Below are 16,033 nucleotides of genomic sequence, written 5' to 3'. Positions count from 1 at the left end.
CCACTGGCGGGCCCTTTTTCTTTGGCCCATACCCCGCGCGTCCCCGGAGGCGCCGTTTGTCGTGAGCGGCTCCTGGCGCGTCCCCGCAAGACGCGGTGTCGCGCGGCCCGGGCGGGCTGCTTTTCGCCTTGCCGGGCGGGGGCTTTGCCCGTTCGGAGGTCGGTCGCACGCGATTACCGCGTGCCCGCAACGGTCGTTTTTCATCGTTCCAAAGACGAATCGGGCGCGATTGTGGCGCCCTGCGGGCATCCCGTTCCCCCGTTGAGCGATGTCATCAGGTTGTCACTCTGTCGACGACCAGTTCAAGTGCCCCAGAGTTTCTTGATAACGTCTGACTGCCAACAGGCGGAGAACGCAGGGTAATATGAGCGTTGTCAGTCAGTATCTACGTTGAGTGAGCACTGCTGACCCAAAAGAACTTGGAAAATAGTGCGCCTTACGGAACTGTAGAGCGCCAACAAATCCCAATTGGCATACATAATATTGTCGATTAAGATCAGGGTTCAGCGGGTCGGAACCGGGCCCTTGCGTCAACCTGAGCGCGGCACGCCGCAGGGGGACGAGGCAGGGCCCGGAAACGGCAAAACAACCTTGTAGGACCATCGCCGCGCATGCGGCTGCCTTGAGGCGGCGGACACGTCGCCCGAGGCCAAAAAACCGGCGCCGCGCCCCAACGGCATGAGCGACCGCAACGATAAGCCGATCCGCGGCACATCTTGATTTGGGAGAGGAGATCGCCCTTGAGCACGTATAACCAGACCACCGCGGCCGCCGGGCCGGGTGCCGACTTCTCCGAAGGCCGCCGCTGGCTCCAGCTCGTCGTCGGTGTCGTGTGTATGGTCGCCACCGCGAACATCCAGTACGCCTGGACGCTGTTCGTGCCGGAAATCCAGAAGACCTTCGGCTGGGAACGCGCGTCGATCCAGATCGCGTTCACCATCTTCGTTCTCGTGCAGACCTGGCTCGCGCCGATCGAAGGCTACTTCATCGACAAGTTCGGCCCCCGCTTCATGGTCGCCTTCGGCGCGCTCATGATCGGCACCGCCTGGGTGCTGAACTCGCAGGCCACCACCCTGATGGGCTTCTATGTCGGCGCGGCCGTTGGCGGCATCGGCGTGGGCTCGATCTACGCGACCTGCATCAACAACGCGCTCAAGTGGTTCCCGGATCGCCGCGGCCTCGCCGTCGGCCTCACCGCGGGCGGTTATGGCGCCGGCTCCGCCGCCACCATCCTGCCGATCGCCGCGATGATCGAATCCTCGGGCTTCCAGGAGACCTTCTTCTTCTTCGGCCTGCTGCAGGGCGGTCTCGCCTTCATCGCCGCGTGGTTCCTCGCCTCGCCGAAGCCCGGCCAGGTCAAGCCGTCCACCAAGCTGACCCAGAGCTCGCGCGACTACACCCTGCCGGAAGCCCTGAACAGCAAGCTGTTCTGGCTGATGCTGCTCATGTTCACCTGCGTGGTGACCGGCGGCATGATGGCGGTCGCCCAGCTCGGCGTCATCGCGCAGGACCTCGGCGTGAAGGAGTTCAAGGTCGACCTGTACTTCTTCGTCATGGCCGCCCTGCCGCTCGCCCTGATGCTCGACCGCATCATGAACGGCATCTCGCGTCCGCTGTTCGGCTGGATCTCCGACCATATCGGCCGTGAGAAGACCATGGTGATCGCCTTCTCGCTCGAAGGCATCGGCATCATCGCGCTCGGCTATTTCGGCCACAATCCGTGGGCGTTCCTCATCCTCTCCGGCGTCGTCTTCCTCGCCTGGGGTGAAGTCTACTCGCTGTTCTCGGCGCTGGCGGGCGACGCCTTCGGCACCAAGCACATCGCGAAGATCTACGGCGTGCTCTACTGCGCCAAGGGCATCGGCGCCCTGTTCGTTCCGGTCGGCAACCTGCTGATGGAAGCGACCGGCACCTGGTCGACCGTGCTCTACACCGTCGCCGCCATGGACCTGTTCGCGGCCTTCCTCGCCATCACGGTCCTGCCGAAGGCGCTGAAGAACCACGTGGCCCGCTCCACCGCGCTCAATGCGGCGGATGCCTCGGCCACCCGGTCGGCCTCGGCGCACGCCTGATCCTTCCGGTCACGGCACGACAATGAGCGGGCCCCTTCGGGGGCCCGTTTCCTTTTGTGAACCGCCCTGCCAAAGGGGCGGGAGCTGCTCAAGGCGGGGCGTCGGCGGTTCAGCCGGCGAGCGCGCTTTCCGCCAAAGCGAGGTCGGCGAGGAACTCGACCTTGAGACTGGCGGTGGCGCCGAGCTCGGCCAGCCCCGCCCGGTCGAACCAGCGGGTCTCCAGCGCGTCATCCGCCGCCATCCCGTCGCCGCTGCGCCATTGGCAGAGCACCGCGATCATCGCGAAATGATGCGCGAGGCGCCCGGCCTCATCATGCTCGATGAAATCCAGCACGGTGAGCAGCCGGGGGGAATCGGCGACGATGCCGGTCTCCTCATTAAGCTCGCGCAGCGCCGCCTCCAGATGCGTCTCGCCCATTTCCATCCGTCCGCCGGGAAAGCCCCAGCGCCCCTGATCGGGTGGGTTGGCGCGGCGCACCAGCAGCACCTCGCCGTCGCGCAGGACGACCGCCAGTACGGCGGGGACGGGACGGGTCGGTGCGGCGGCGCTCATGCGCCCGCTCCCGCCGCCGCCTGATCGAGCGTCGCCGCCACCCGCCGCGCCGTCTCCGCCCGCCGGGTCTGGAACGAGGCGGTCTCCGCGCGGATCTGCGCCACCAGTGCCGGATCGCTGCTCGCCGGCGAGCCGCCGGGGAAGGGCGGGGCGGGGTCGTATTCCATGAAGAGCTGGGCGTGCCGCGCCCGCGCCTCGCCGAAAATGTGGGCGGTCAGAGCGAGGGCGAAGTCGATGCCGGAGGTGACGCCAGCGCCGGTGACGACCGCGCCGTCCACCACCACGCGCTCGGCCACTGGCACCGCGCCGAGCAGGGCGAGCTGGTCGAGCGACAGCCAATGGCAGGTGGCCCGGCGCCCCTTGAGCAGCCCGGCGGCGGCGAGAACCAGCGATCCCGTGCAGACCGAGGTGACATAGCGCGCCCCCGCCGCCTGCCGGCGCAGGAAGCCCAGCACCTCCTCATCCTCCATCAGCGCGAGCTGGCCGGGGCCGCCCGGCACGAAGAGGATGTCGGCCTGCGGGCAATCGGCGAAATCATGCGTCGGCAGGATGGTCAGTCCCCGGCAGTCGGCGACCGGCGCGCGGGTCTTCCACACCAGGTCCAGCGTGAGCTCGGGAAAGCGGCCGAACACCTCATAGGGACCGGTGAGGTCGAGCTGGGTGAGGTTCGGGTAGAGCAGCATGACGACATGCATGGGCGGTCTCCGCGATGAGGCCCGCGATCATCGCCATCGCGCCGGGAGCGTCAATCGTCGCGCGCGCGTGCGCGCGGTTCATTTCCTGTACAGTCCGAATCACGAGGAAACATTCACCCGCCAACGGGGATGCCCATGCCGCCGTCCATCTCGCGCCTTTCCACCACGCTGGCCGCCGCGCCGCTTCTCGCCCTACTGGCCCTGGCCGGGGCGGGTCCCGCGAGCGCGCAAGGCGCGCCGGCCGCCGCCTGCGGCAATTCCGGCGCCGGGTTCAATGAATGGCTCGAGGGCTTCAAGCGGCAGGCGGTGGCGCAGGGCGTCTCGGCCCGCACCGTGGCGGCGGCGCTGAACGGCGTGACCTATGACGCGCAGGTGGTCGGCACCGATCGCGGGCAGAAGGTGTTCGCGCAGAGTTTCTTCGAGTTCTCCGACCGTATGGTCGCCAATTACCGCATCCAGCAGGGCCGCCAGCTGATCCAGAAGAATCAGGCGCTGTTCGACCGGATCGAGCAGCAATTCGGCGTGCCCGGCGCGGTGCTCGTCGCCTTCTGGGGGCTGGAGACCGATTTCGGCGCCTTCATGGGCGACAAGAACACCATCCGCTCGGTCGCCAGCCTCGCCTGGGACTGCCGGCGGGCGGAGATGTTCCGCACCCAGCTCATGGCGGCGCTGAAGATCATCGACCGCGGCGACCTGACCCCGCAGACCATGCGCGGGCCCTGGGCCGGGGAACTCGGCCAGTTCCAGTTCCTGCCCGACCATTATCTGAATTACGGCATCGATTTCGACGGCGACGGCCATATCGACCTCCTGCGCTCGGCGCCTGACGCGCTCGCCTCCGCCGCCAACTACATCAAGGCGCTCGGCTGGCAGCGCGGCCAGCCCTGGCTGGAAGAGATCCGCGTGCCGGCGAACCTGCCCTGGGATCAGGCGGACCTCGCGATCAAGCTGCCGCGCTCCCAATGGGCGCGCTTCGGCGTCACGCGGGCGAGCGGCCAGCCGCTGCCGGCGGACAATCTGCCGGCCTCGGTGCTGCTGCCGGTCGGTCGCACCGGCCCGGCTTTCCTCGTCTATGCGAATTTCGACATCTTCACCGAGTGGAACAACTCGCTGGTCTACGCGACCTCGGCCGCCTATCTCGCCGCCCGCGTCGCCGGCGCGCCGGCCTATAATCGCGGGGCGGGCAAGGCCATTCCGGTGCTGTCGCAGGCGCAGGTGGTGGAGCTGCAGCGCCTGCTCAATGCGCGCGGTCACCATGTCGGCCGGGTCGACGGCATCACCGGCGCGGCGACGCGGCAGGCGGTGAAGGTCGAGCAGATGCGCCTAGGCCTGCCCGCCGATTCCTACCCGACGCCGGAATTGCTGGCGGCCCTGCGCGCGGGGCGGTGAGGGCTTGCCTTTTGGCGGGGGAGCGCGGGGGGACGAGATAATCTCGACCCGGCCGCGATCATCCTTCCGAACCACGTCATCCCGGCCGTAGCGTAGCGAAGAGCCGGGATCGCGTGCCGGGTCCGATGCGGCTTGCGATCCCGGATCGGCCTGCGGCCGTCCGGGATGACGGTGTTTCGAGGATGAAGGCTTCGCGCTGTCAGATAACGGGAGGCGTGGGTCGCTTAGCCACCCCGACCTTACAGCACCGGCACGCCTTGCTGCTTGGCCTTTTCGTCCGGCTCGACATGGATGTTGACGAGCACATCCGCCACTTCCGCCTCCAGCGCGTCCTCGATGCGGTCGCAGATGGCGTGCGCTTCGCAGACCGGCATGTCGCGGGGCACGACGAGGTGGAAATCGACGAAGATCATCCGCCCGGCCTGCCGGGTGCGCAGGTCATGCGCCTCGATGGCGCCGATCGCCTGCGCGGCGATGACCTTGCGGATCTGGGTCAGCGTCTCGGCCGGCACGGCCTGGTCCATCAGCCCGCCGACGCTTTCCTTCAGCACCTTGTAGCCCGACCACAGGATGTTGAGCGCGACGAGGCCGGCGAGGATGAGGTCGAGCCGCTCCCAGCCCGAAAAGGCCGCGACGACGACGCCGATCAGCACGCCGGCGGAGGAGATGACGTCGGTGAGCAGGTGCTGGCCGTCGGCGATCAGCGCCGGGGAGCGCACGCGCCGGCCGGTGCGGATCAGCGTCGCGCACCAGACGGCGTTGATGACGCCCGCCGCCGCGTTGATGGCGAGGCCCACCGGCGCGGCAGTGAAGACATGGGGCTCCAGCCAGCCGAGATAGACCTCGCGCATGATCGAGATCGCCGCGACGACGATGAGCACGCCGACGATGACGGCGGAGAAATATTCGGCCTTGGCATAGCCATAGGGATGGGCGGCATCGGCCGGGCGGGCGCTGACGCGCAGCGCCACCACGGCGGCGATGGCGGTGGCGACATTGACGATGCTTTCCAGCGCGTCCGAATAGAGCGCGACCGAGCCGGTGAGCAGGAAGGCCACATATTTCAGCGCCAGCACCAGAAGACTGATGCCGACATTGATCATCGCGATCCGCGCGGAGACTGCCATGCGCCCTGTTCCTTGAGGCTGCTCACGGCGCCCGGCGCCCTGGGACGATGCGCTTAGGGCCTGCGCGTCAAAAAATCAACAGCGTCAAGCACTTGCAACTGGTTCGCAGAAGCGGTTGCAAGCCGGCGGGGGCTCTCAGGGGACAAAAGCCGGGCGATTTCCGGGTGTTGGCGGATCGCGCCCCTGTGGATCAGGCGTTGGCCGGGCGCGGCATGATCGCGCCGCGATGGCGGATGACACGCCCAGCCAGCGCATGGCCGGCTTCCGCCGCCGCCACCGGTGTGGCGCCCGTGAGGCGCGCGGCGAGATAGGCGGCGTTGAAGCTGTCCCCGGCGGCTGTCGTATCCACAGGCTGGACCGGGGCGGGGATCGGCACGAAGTGCGAGGCGCCACCCGCCATTACCAGCGCGCCCTCAGCGCCGTTCTTCACCACGACTTCCGGCACGCCGAAGGTGGCGAGCCGTTCGGCGGTGGCGGCGGGCGAGCCATCGCCCCACAGCATCACCTCATCCTCGAAGGTCGGCAGGGCGATGGAACTGCGCTTCAGCGCCTGCGCATAGACGGCGCGGGCGCGGGCAATGTCGCCGCCCCAGGCGCGCGGGCGGAAATTGGTGTCGAAGACGATGCGGGCGCCACGCTCGCGGGCGAATTCCAGCGTCGCCAGCAGACGGCCGAGGCCGTTATTGGAATAGAGCGAGAGGGTGATGCCGGAGAGATAGATGACGCTCGCCTCGATCAGCGCTTCCGCCACCACTTCCCAGCCCGGCAGCTCGAACAGGTCGCGCGCGGGCGAGTTGTCGCGCCAGTAAGAGAAGGTGCGCTCGCCGCGGGCATCGGTGTCGATGACATAGAGGCCCACCGTGCGGCCGGGCACGCGCAGCATCAGCCGGGTGGCGATGCCCTCCGCCTCGGCGGCGGCGCGGATGGCGTCCGAATAGGTGTCGTCGCCCAGCGCGGTGACATAGCTGGTCGTGATGCCGGCACGGGCGAGATAGACGGCGGTGTTGAAAGTGTCGCCGCCATAGGCCGCGCCGTAGCGCCCATCGGCGCCGCGGGAGAATTCCGCCATGACTTCGCCGATGGAAATGACCTGCGGCGCGCCGGTCGGGCTCGAACCATTCGGGGCCATCGCGCCCTCCTGCCTTGCGTTTCGATTCGCCGGCAGACTCGCCCCATTCGCCGTGGGGAGCAAGTTCCCCCGGCGGCCGCCCGCCGGGGGAATGCGTCAGAACTGCACGCCGCGCGTCAGCGCGCCGTCGATGACGAGATTGGTGCCGTAGACGAAGCTGGCGGCCGGGCTCGCGAGGAAGGCAACGCCATTGGCGATTTCCTGCGGCGTCGCCATGCGGCCCGTCGGGTTGAGCGCCAGCGCTTCCTTGAACAGCGCCGGGTTGCCGTTCTCGATCATCTCCCACACGCCGCCCTTGAAATAGGTGTTGCCGGGCGAGACCGTGTTGGCGCGGATCTTCTTCGGCGCGAGCTGGTAGGCGAGGCCCTGCGTGTAATGGATCAGCGCCGCCTTGAAGGTGCCGTAGGGCCCGGCGGCGAAGTCGATCTCGCGGCCGGACACCGAGGAGATGGTGACGATCGAGGCGGCGCTGCTCTTCTCAAGGAAGGGGAGGGCGGCGTTGACGAGGCGCACCGTGCCCATGAGGTCGGTGTCGAAGCACTTCTTCCAGCTTTCCTCGTCATTGGCGATGGAGAGCGCGCTGACATTGGCGACGACGATGTCGAGCCCGCCAAACTTGGCCGCCGCCTCTTCCGCGAAGGCGGCGAGCGCCGCGCCATCGGCCACATCGACGCCGGCGCCGAAGGTGGTGACGCCCTTTTCCGCGAGGCGCGCGGCGGTCGCTTCCGCGTCGCCCGCGTTGCGGCTGCACAGCGCGACATGGCAGCCTTCGCCCGCCAGCGTTTCCGCGATGGCAAGGCCGATGCCCTTGGTGCCGCCGGTGACGATGGCGCGCAGTCCCTTCAGTCCGAGATCCATGACGTTCTCCCACATTCCTCTGCCGCAGGGCGCGCGATAGCGCCCGGCGCGGCGGCGCGCCCATGCAAGAGACGTGCAGGGTGAACCGTCAAGAGCGGCAAGAGGCGGGCCGTGCGCCGTCCCCTCACGGCTGCGTGGGCGGGATGCCGATGATGCGGACGGGACCGGAAGGCGGCGGTGCCTCCGCCGGGCTGTCGGGCACCGGCGGCGCCATGATGCTGGGCACGCTGGCGGGCGGCATCGCGCCGGAGGGCGTTGCGCCTGAGGCGGGGGCGACGGGCACCGGTTCAGTGGGCGCGGCGGCAGGTCCGGGCGAGGGCGGCACGAAGGCGGGCAGGGCGTAGCGCGCCTCCACGTCGCCGGCGCGGCTATCATTCAGCGTGGCCAAGCAGATGAGCCGCTGCTCGATCACGCCGATGCCGCCGAGGCGTCCGCCCACCGTCTTTTGCCCGGCGCCGCCCTCATAAGGGGCGATGCTCTGGCACTCGAAATTGCGCCAATGGGTGAAGCGCTCCTGCGATTCATTGAACAAGCTGGTCCAGCGCGCCCGCTGCGGCGGCTGAAGATCCTCGCGCGCGGCGATGGCAGCGCGGGCGCCGCTGAGTGCCGCCTGAAGCCGCGCCTCGCTCACATCCTGCCGCCGGTTGAGGCAGTCGAGATAGACGCGCGGCGAACCCTCCCCGCGCACGCAGGCCGCCGGTTCGCTGTCCTGCGCGAGGGCGGGAAGGGAGATGAGAAGGGTCAAGCCGAGAAACAGCGCGCCCCTCATGCCGCGCGGGCCTTGGCGAGGAAATGGCCCATGCGCTCCAGCGCGCGGGCGATGTTCTCCGCCGAATTGGCGTAGGAGAGGCGGATATAGCCCTCGCCATGCACGCCGAAATCCGGCCCGCCAATGGTGGCGACGCCGGCCTCGTCCAGCAGCGCGCCGGCGAGTCTCTTGGCCGAGGACCAGCCGGTGCCGGATATGTTCGGGAAGGCGTAGAAGGCGCCCTTCGGGATGGCGCAGGACACGCCAGGCAGAGCGTTCAGCCCTTCCACGACAAGATGGCGCCGCCGGTCGAACTCGGCGAGCATGGCGCCGACGCAGTCCTGCGGACCGGTAAGCGCGGCGAGCGCGGCGAATTGCGCGGGTGCGTTGACGCAGGACCAGGCGTTCACCGCGAGCTTGCGCATCGCCTCGAACAGCCCCTCCGGCCAATAGGACCAGCCGAGCCGCCAGCCGGTCATCGCATAGGTCTTCGACCAGCCATTGAGCAGGATCAGCCGGTCGCGGATTTCCGGGTAGGCGAGCAGGGTGGTGTGGGCCTGCCCGTCGAACAGGAACTGGTCGTAGATCTCGTCTGACAGGATCGCCACCTGCGGGTGAGCGGCAAGGCCGGCCACCAGCTTGTCGATCTCCGCCTTCGGCGTCACGCCGCCGGTCGGGTTGGCGGGCGAGTTGAGGATGAGAAGGCGCGTCTTCGGGGTGATGAGGGCGAGCGTTTCCTCCGCCGAGAAGGCGAAGCCGTTCGCCTCGCGGATCGGCACCGGAATGGGCGTCGCGCCGGTGAACTCGATCATCGAGCGGTAGATGGGAAAGCCGGGGTCGGGATAGAGGATTTCTGCGCCCGCCTCGCCCAGCATGAGGATGGCGGCGAACATCGTTACCTTGCCGCCGGGCACGATGACCACGCGGGCGGGGTCGATGGTCTCGTTGAAGCGGCGGTGAATGTCGGCGGCGACCGCCTCGCGCAGCGGCTGGATGCCGGTGGAGGGCGTGTAGCCGTGATGGCCGTCGCGCAGCGCCTTCACCGCCGCCTCGACGATGTGCGCGGGCGTGGCGAAATCCGGTTGGCCGATGCCGAGATTGATGATGTCGCGCCCCTGCGCGGAGAGGGCCGCCGCGCGGGCCAGCACGGCAAAGGCGTTCTCCTCGCCGATGCGCGAAAAGGCGGCGATGGGATGAGGTGAAAGGGGGCTGGCGGACGTCATCCTCGCTCCTTGTAACTTTCGTCGAATGCCCTCGGGCAATGCTACCGGCAGAATTCACTTGTGATTTTGGCCAAGCTGTCCCACGGACAGAACGCGGCTTCAAGGCCGCACTGGCGGCCCGACGGCCCCGGTTGGGCTTCCCGGGAGAGGTGGAGGTCGGCGCGTGGCGGATGAGATGAGCCTGCCTTTGGGCGCAGTGGTGGACACGGTGCCGGCCCCGCGCCCGGCGCGCGCGGTGATCCCCGGCACGCTTGTCGACCTCGTGCCGTTCGAGGTGGCGACCCACGCGCCCGAGCTTTTCCCGGCGACGCACGGGCCGGAATCGGCGGCGATCTGGGCCTATCTGCCCAACGGGCCCTATCCCGACTACGCCGCCTTCGAGAGCTATTACGCGGCGGCGGCCGCCAAGGACGATCCGCTGCTCTTCGCCATCGTCGACAAGGCGAGCGGCCGGGCGGTCGGCCACGCGACCTATCTGCGCATCGACCCGCCCAACCGCTCCATCGAGGTCGGGCACATTCTCTACACGCCCGCGCTGATGAAGACCCCGGCCGGCACCGAGACGATGTATCTGATGGCCCGCCATGCGCTGGAGACGCTGGGCTATCGCCGTTATGAGTGGAAGTGCAACGCGCTCAACGCCCCCTCGCGGCGCGCGGCGGAACGCTATGGCTTCCGCTTCGAGGGGCTCTTTCGCCACCACATGATCGTCAAGGGCCGCAACCGTGACACGGCCTGGTTCTCCATGCTGGCCGAGGAATGGCCGCAGGTCGCGATCGGCTTCGAGAGCTGGCTGGCGGCGGAGAATTTCGACGCGGCCGGCACCCAGCGCGTGGCGCTCGGCGTGTTCAATGCCGACCGGCTGGAGGCCGAGGGCCGCACGCTGAGGCGCGCGACGACCGACGATCTTCCCGCCATCGAAGCGGTGCAGCAGGCGGCCTATGCCCGCAACCGCATCCTGCTCGGCGTCGAGCCGGTGCCGCTGCTCTGGGACTATAAGGACGTGCTGCGCACCCGCGAGGTGTGGGTGGCCGACGGCGCGGCGGAGGGCCGGGCGGGGCTCGACGGCGTGCTGATCCTGCACGCCCGGCCGGATGATCTGCTGATCGACAGCGTGGCCACCGCGCCGACGGCGCAGGGCAGCGGGCTCGGCAATGCGCTGCTTACCGCCGGCGAGGCGCGGGCGCGGGCGCTCGGGCGCACCACGGCGCGACTTTATACCGGCGAGCCGCTCTCGGTCAATATTCAGTGGTATCGGCGCAAGGGCTTCGTCATCGAGCGGGTGGAGCAGCTCCCCGATCGCCGGCTGGTGCATATGGCGAAGGTGCTTGGCTAGGCGCCAAAGGCGACCCGCCGCCGCGGAGCCCAGCCCGACGGGGCCTCGCTCACGCGCCCTTTCCTTGCGTGCGGGCGCGGATCGCTTACATTCGGAAAAGCTTCAGGACTGGACGTTCGATCATGAGTTATGTGGAGGCCGCGGGCGCGCCGCTGCGCAAGACCGGCCATATCAAGCTGCACGGGCCTGAGGGCTTCGCCGGAATGCGCAAGGCCGGCCAACTGGCCGCCGAGGCGCTCGACCTCGTGCACGAGATGGTGCAGCCGGGCATCTCGACCGATGCCATCGACGCCGCCGTCTTCGAATTCGCCATGGACAACAACGCGCTGCCGGCGACGCTGATGTATCGCGGCTACCGCAAGTCCACCTGCACCTCGATTAATCACGTGGTCTGCCACGGCATTCCCAACGACAAGCCTCTGCGCGAGGGCGACATCGTCAATGTCGACGTGACGCTGATCGTCGATGGCTGGTACGGCGATTCGAGCCGCATGTTCCCGGTGGGCGAGATTCCGCGCCGGGCCGAACGGCTGCTGGACGTGACCTATGAGGCCATGATGCGCGGCATCGCCGAGGTGCGGCCGGGCAATCATGTCGGCGACATCGGCGCGGCGATCCAGGATTTCGTCGAGCCGCTGCATATGAGCGTGGTGCGCGACTTCTGCGGCCATGGCGTCGGCCAGCTCTTCCATGACGAGCCGAACATCGTGCATGTCGGCCGGCGCGGCGAGGGGCCGGAATTGCTGCCGGGCATGATCTTCACCATCGAGCCGATGATCAATCTCGGCCGACCGCATGTGAAAGTGCTGTCCGATGGCTGGACGGCGGTGACGCGCGACCGCTCGCTCTCGGCGCAGTTCGAGCATGCGGTGGGGGTGACGCAGACCGGGTGCGAGATCTTCACGCTCTCGCCCAAGGGGTATCACAAGCCGATTTTCAGCAACGGGTAAGCCGGTCGGGGGGCTGGATGGGGAAGCGGCTGGATGAGGAGGCGCTCACGGCTGCGGCCGGTGACGGCTTCGCGGATTCGGCGCTCTCCGACACGTCGCCTCATTTCGTCGGCCATCGCGAAAGGCTGCGCGAACGCTTCCGCCAGGCGGGGGCGGAGGCGCTGGCCGATTACGAGATGCTGGAACTGGTGCTGTTCCGCGCCGTCCCGCGCGCCGATGTGAAGCCGCTCGCCAAGCGGCTGATCGAGCGCTTCGGCTCCTTCGCCGAGGTCATCACCGCGACGCCCCAGCGCCTGCGCGAGGTGAAGGGCGTGGGCGAGGCGATCATCACCGAGTTCAAGATCGTCGCCGCCTCGGTCGAGCGCGTCACGCGCGAGGGCATGCGCGGGCGCCCGGTTCTGTCCTCCTGGAGCGCGGTGCTGGCGCATTGCCGGGCGTCGATGGCCTTCGCCGAGAAGGAGCAGTTCCGCATCCTGTTCCTCGACAAGCGCAATCAGCTCATTCTCGACGAGGTGCAGCAGCGCGGCACCGTGGACCACACGCCGGTCTATCCGCGCGAGGTGGTTAAGCGCGCGCTGGAACTGGCGGCGAGCGCGGTGATCCTCGTCCACAACCACCCGAGCGGCGACCCGACCCCCTCCAATGCCGACATCCAGATGACCAAGACGATCATTGATGTGGCCAAGCCCCTCGGCATCGAGGTGCATGACCACATCATTGTCGGCAAGGACGGCCATGCCAGCCTACGCGGCATGCGGCTGATCTAGCCTTGGTCAGGCCGGCACGCGCTCCCAGCTCGGGAACGGGTCCGGCAAATGGGTGAAGGCGGTCGCATCGAAATCGCGCGGTGAGCGCGGGCCGACGAGGCACTCGTCCAGCGCCGCGCGGATGGCGCCCTCGTCGAGATTGACCCCGATGAAGACGAGTTCCTGCCGCCGGTCGCCATAGCCGGGCGTCCAGTGCTGGCGCAGCCAGGAGCGCCAGTCGGGCTGCGTCGGCCAGTGCTCGGTCGGGATCGCCGCCCACCACTGGCCGATGGAGCCGGTGCGGCAGATGGCGCCGGCGAGCGACATCTCACCGACGCGGCGCGGGCGGGTGGCGAGCCAGAACAGCCCCTTGGCGCGCACGAGGCCGGGCCATGTCTGGGCGAGGAAGGCGTTGAACTTCTCGGGGTGGAACGGCCGGCGCGCGCGGTAGACGAAGCTGGAGACGCCGTATTCCTCGCTCTCCGGCACATGGTCGCGGAAGCCGTTCAGCTCCTTGTACCAGGTCGGGTGCTCATGGGCCTTCTCGAAGTCGAAGCGCCCGGTGCCAAGAATATCCTTGAGCGGAACATGGGCGAAATCGGTCTCGATGATCCGCGCATCCGGGTTCAGCGCCTTCACCACGCCGCGCACCTCATGCCGGCGGGCGGCGGGGACTTCCGAGATCTTGTTGAGCACGATGACGTCGGCGAACTCGATCTGGTCGGTGATGAGATCGACCAGCGTGCGGTGATCCTCCTCGCCCGCCGTCTCGCCGCGGTCGCGCAGGAAGTCGCGCGAGCCGAAATCGCGCAGTAGGCTCGCCGCGTCGACCACCGTCACCATGGTGTCAAGCCGGGCGAGGTCGGAGAGCGAGAAGCCCTCCTCGTCGCGGAACTCGAAGGTGGCGGCGACGGGAAGCGGCTCGGCGATGCCGGTGGATTCGATCAGCAGATAATCGAACCGTCCCTCGCCGGCGAGGCGCCGTACCTCGGCGAGAAGATCGTCGCGCAGGGTGCAGCAGATGCAGCCATTGGTCATTTCGACCAGCTTTTCCTCGGTCTGCGACAGGTTCGCCCCGCCCGAGCGCACCAGCTCGGCGTCGATGTTCACTTCGGACATGTCGTTGACGATGACGGCGACCCGCATCCCCTCGCGATTGGCGAGAACATGGTTCAGCAGGGTGGTCTTGCCCGCGCCGAGGAAGCCGGACAGCACGGTGACCGGAAGGCGTTGGTCGGACATGGATGCGCGCTCCAGAGAGTAACTGATACAATGTATCATTTCTCATGGATGGGCCGGTCGGGCAAGCCCCGCGCGCGCCACCAACGAGAACGGCGCCGTCTCCGGCGCCGTTTGAACGGGTCGATAGGCCTGAGGATCAGGCGACGCGGACGATGCCCGGCGGCTGCCAGGTGCCCTTGCCGGCCGGCAGGATGGAGGGGTTGCCGGTCTTCGGCCAGTAGAGGCGCATGACCAGATAGATCGGCCCGTCCGGCGCCGGCAGCCAGTTGGCCTGCTTGTCCGCGCCAGGGGAGTCCTTCTGGATGTAGAGCGTCACCGAGCCGTCCGCATTGGTCTTCAGCGACGGCAGCATCGGCGAATTGATGAGGTAGCGGTCGATCGGGTTCTTGATGAGAAGCTGGGTGTTGCCGTCATACATGGTCACCGACCAGAAGGCGTTGACCGGCGGCAGACCGTCCTTCGGGAAGGTCAGCGTGTAGCGGTGCTTGGAGCCGTCGAGCGGCTGGCCGTCCTTGTCGGTGCGGGCGGCCGGGTAGACCGCCTCGGCGGCGTCATTGCCGTAAATGCCGAGCTTGGCGGCGGCGGCGCGCAGCAGCCAGTCGCCATGGAAGAACTCGGCATCGCCGAATTCCGAACCGATGCGCCAGCCATTCACATCCGTGCCGATCTTGGCGAGGGCCTCTTCCAGACGCGCCTGCCCGTCCTTCAGCCCGGCGACGATCTCTGCCTGATCCGCCTCGGCCATTTCATGCACGCGGAAGCCACGCTCCGGCCCGACGCCGATGCGCTTCAGCTGCTCGCGGATCCAGCGTTCCTCCGGCCGGGCCGGGGCGGCGCGCAGGGCGAAGTCGAGATAGGCGAAGAATTCCTGGTCGAGCCGGTCCTTGGAGAAGGCCGGGTAGCGGAAATGCTGGGCAGGCTTGGGCTCGCCCGTGCCGAGGAAGGTGCTGAGCGGGCGCAGCTGATAGCCGGCCTGCACCTTCTTCACATTGTCCAGATCGCCCGCGTCGAACAGCTGGGTGCGGAAGATCACCAGCGAGAAGAAGGTCGACGACCGGAACACCCCATCAATGCCGGGCGGGGTGCGGCCGAACCAGCGCGGGCCCACCACCATGTAGGTGCCGCCGCCATTGCCCGTCGTCCGGCTGCCGGCATAACCGTAATTGTAAGTATTCCCGTCGACGAACTGCACGGAGACATAGCGCTTGGGATCGACCGGCGGCACGGTGACCACCATCGGTTCCGCCCGCAGATCCAGCCACGCCATGGAATAGGGCGTGTCGCTGTTCGGCGTGACAATCGAGGTGTCGCGATAGGTGAAGACCCGCGCCTCGTTGCTGATCGTGTTGAACGGCGCCTTCCACTGACCGGACTTGGGGTCCAGCACATAGTCGAACATGACGCCGTAATTCATCACCAGCGGCAGGCCGTAGATGAAGCCGGCGGCCGCGATCTGCCGCAGGCTCGGCTGCGTCGCGCCCGGCGCGGTCTCGGCCAGAGCTGGGCCGGAAAGGCCGGCCGCGGCAAGCGTCGGGACGAGGGCGGTGGCGGCGGTGGTGCGAAGCAGGTCGCGACGGTTGAGCACGGGGAACTCCTTGGCGCCGGATCGGACAGAGAGGGAAAGCTACCGTGCGCAGGATTACGGCGTATTGTTGAAGAATTACAGCAGATGCCCTGCGGTATCTGAGGGCGGCGCGCCGTGTCGGCGTGCCACGGGTGGCCGGTGCAAGGCTGCCCCGCATTGGGGCACTAGGACCGGAGCACTGAGACCGCTAGGCTGCGCGCCAAACACAGGTGCCCAGGCCATCATGCCCTTTGACGTTACCTTGAGCGATGTGGAAGCAGCGGCGGCGCGGATCGCCGGCGCGGTGCCGCAGACGCCCTTCGTCCACTCCGAGACGCTGTCGCAGAAGCTCGGCGCCGAGGTCTGGCTCAAATTCGAGAACTTGCAATTCACCGCTTCCT

The 16,033-nt window shown here is 67.9% G+C and carries 15 protein-coding genes (1 of these 15 only partly in view); 6 read left to right on the top strand and 9 right to left on the bottom strand.

All coding sequences use genetic code 11. The features are described 5' to 3' along the window. Nucleotides 1–740: 740 nt before the first annotated feature. A complete protein-coding gene (gene oxlT, locus AncyloWKF20_RS12505; protein WP_279314378.1) occupies nt 741–2,072 on the top strand; it encodes an oxalate/formate MFS antiporter in 1,332 nt (443 codons plus the stop codon). Nucleotides 2,073–2,181: 109 nt separating this feature from the next. Here oxlT and AncyloWKF20_RS12500 read toward each other — a convergent pair whose 3' ends face one another. Together AncyloWKF20_RS12500 and AncyloWKF20_RS12495 are read right to left on the bottom strand one after the other, a co-directional pair. Next, nucleotides 2,182–2,625 carry an NUDIX hydrolase gene (locus AncyloWKF20_RS12500; protein WP_279314377.1) on the bottom strand — a complete coding sequence of 148 codons (444 nt, stop codon included), beginning with the start codon at nt 2,623–2,625 and terminating at the stop codon, nt 2,182–2,184. After that, nucleotides 2,622–3,320 carry a DJ-1/PfpI family protein gene (locus tag AncyloWKF20_RS12495; RefSeq protein WP_279314376.1) on the bottom strand — a complete coding sequence of 233 codons (699 nt, stop codon included), beginning with the start codon at nt 3,318–3,320 and terminating at the stop codon, nt 2,622–2,624. Before AncyloWKF20_RS12495 ends, AncyloWKF20_RS12500 begins: the two co-directional genes overlap by 4 nt. A 135-nt stretch (nt 3,321–3,455) precedes the next feature. On the opposite strand from AncyloWKF20_RS12495, the gene AncyloWKF20_RS12490 reads away from it, so the two are divergent. Then, nucleotides 3,456–4,709: a lytic murein transglycosylase gene (locus tag AncyloWKF20_RS12490; protein WP_279314375.1), complete on the top strand. Its 1,254-nt coding sequence runs from the start codon at nt 3,456–3,458 to the stop codon at nt 4,707–4,709. 239 nt (nt 4,710–4,948) lie between these two features. Here the strand turns inward: AncyloWKF20_RS12490 and AncyloWKF20_RS12485 are convergent, their stop codons facing one another. From AncyloWKF20_RS12485 to AncyloWKF20_RS12465, 5 genes are all read right to left on the bottom strand, one after another. Further along, the gene (locus tag AncyloWKF20_RS12485) at nt 4,949–5,836 is read right to left on the bottom strand and encodes a cation diffusion facilitator family transporter (protein WP_279314374.1); all 888 of its coding nucleotides are present in this window, start codon (nt 5,834–5,836) and stop codon (nt 4,949–4,951) included. Between the two features lie 190 nt (nt 5,837–6,026). Beyond that, a complete protein-coding gene (locus AncyloWKF20_RS12480) occupies nt 6,027–6,965 on the bottom strand; it encodes a sugar kinase (RefSeq protein ID WP_267585116.1) in 939 nt (312 codons plus the stop codon). Nucleotides 6,966–7,061: 96 nt separating this feature from the next. After that, nucleotides 7,062–7,823, bottom strand: a complete 762-nt coding sequence (locus AncyloWKF20_RS12475) for an SDR family NAD(P)-dependent oxidoreductase (RefSeq protein ID WP_279314373.1) — start codon at nt 7,821–7,823, stop codon at nt 7,062–7,064. Nucleotides 7,824–7,947: 124 nt separating this feature from the next. Beyond that, complete coding sequence (locus AncyloWKF20_RS12470; protein WP_279314372.1) at nt 7,948–8,592, bottom strand: lysozyme inhibitor LprI family protein; 645 nt, start codon at nt 8,590–8,592, stop codon at nt 7,948–7,950. After that, nucleotides 8,589–9,794 carry a pyridoxal phosphate-dependent aminotransferase gene (locus AncyloWKF20_RS12465; RefSeq protein WP_279314371.1) on the bottom strand — a complete coding sequence of 402 codons (1,206 nt, stop codon included), beginning with the start codon at nt 9,792–9,794 and terminating at the stop codon, nt 8,589–8,591. The genes AncyloWKF20_RS12470 and AncyloWKF20_RS12465 overlap by 4 nt, the downstream gene beginning before the upstream one ends. A 163-nt stretch (nt 9,795–9,957) precedes the next feature. On the opposite strand from AncyloWKF20_RS12465, the gene AncyloWKF20_RS12460 reads away from it, so the two are divergent. From AncyloWKF20_RS12460 to radC, 3 genes are all read left to right on the top strand, one after another. Beyond that, nucleotides 9,958–11,130 carry a GNAT family N-acetyltransferase gene (locus AncyloWKF20_RS12460; protein WP_279314370.1) on the top strand — a complete coding sequence of 391 codons (1,173 nt, stop codon included), beginning with the start codon at nt 9,958–9,960 and terminating at the stop codon, nt 11,128–11,130. Between the two features lie 122 nt (nt 11,131–11,252). Then, a complete protein-coding gene (map, locus tag AncyloWKF20_RS12455) occupies nt 11,253–12,080 on the top strand; it encodes a type I methionyl aminopeptidase (RefSeq protein WP_279314369.1) in 828 nt (275 codons plus the stop codon). Nucleotides 12,081–12,097: 17 nt separating this feature from the next. Continuing rightward, entirely contained in the window at nt 12,098–12,847 is a 750-nt protein-coding gene (radC, locus tag AncyloWKF20_RS12450; protein ID WP_267585122.1) for a DNA repair protein RadC, read from the top strand. A 6-nt stretch (nt 12,848–12,853) separates the two neighbouring features. On the opposite strand, the gene zigA is transcribed toward radC, so the two are convergent. Together zigA and AncyloWKF20_RS12440 are read right to left on the bottom strand one after the other, a co-directional pair. After that, nucleotides 12,854–14,068 (bottom strand): zinc metallochaperone GTPase ZigA, encoded by a 1,215-nt coding sequence (gene zigA / locus AncyloWKF20_RS12445; protein WP_279314368.1) that lies wholly within the window; start codon nt 14,066–14,068, stop codon nt 12,854–12,856. 136 nt (nt 14,069–14,204) lie between these two features. Beyond that, nucleotides 14,205–15,653, bottom strand: a complete 1,449-nt coding sequence (locus tag AncyloWKF20_RS12440; protein WP_279314367.1) for a DUF1254 domain-containing protein — start codon at nt 15,651–15,653, stop codon at nt 14,205–14,207. A gap of 223 nt (nt 15,654–15,876) precedes the next feature. On the opposite strand from AncyloWKF20_RS12440, the gene AncyloWKF20_RS12435 reads away from it, so the two are divergent. Then, nucleotides 15,877–16,033, top strand: the start of a protein-coding gene (locus tag AncyloWKF20_RS12435) for a threonine ammonia-lyase (protein ID WP_279314366.1). Its footprint extends 1,061 nt past the window's final position; only the first 157 of its 1,218 coding nucleotides appear in the window; the start codon lies at nt 15,877–15,879; the stop codon falls past the right edge of the window.

The sequence above is a fragment of the Ancylobacter sp. WKF20 genome, assembly GCF_029760895.1.
GTDB lineage: Bacteria > Pseudomonadota > Alphaproteobacteria > Rhizobiales > Xanthobacteraceae > Ancylobacter.
The sequence above is the reverse complement of the archived record's forward strand: the minus strand, read 5'-3'. Positions and strand labels throughout refer to the sequence as shown.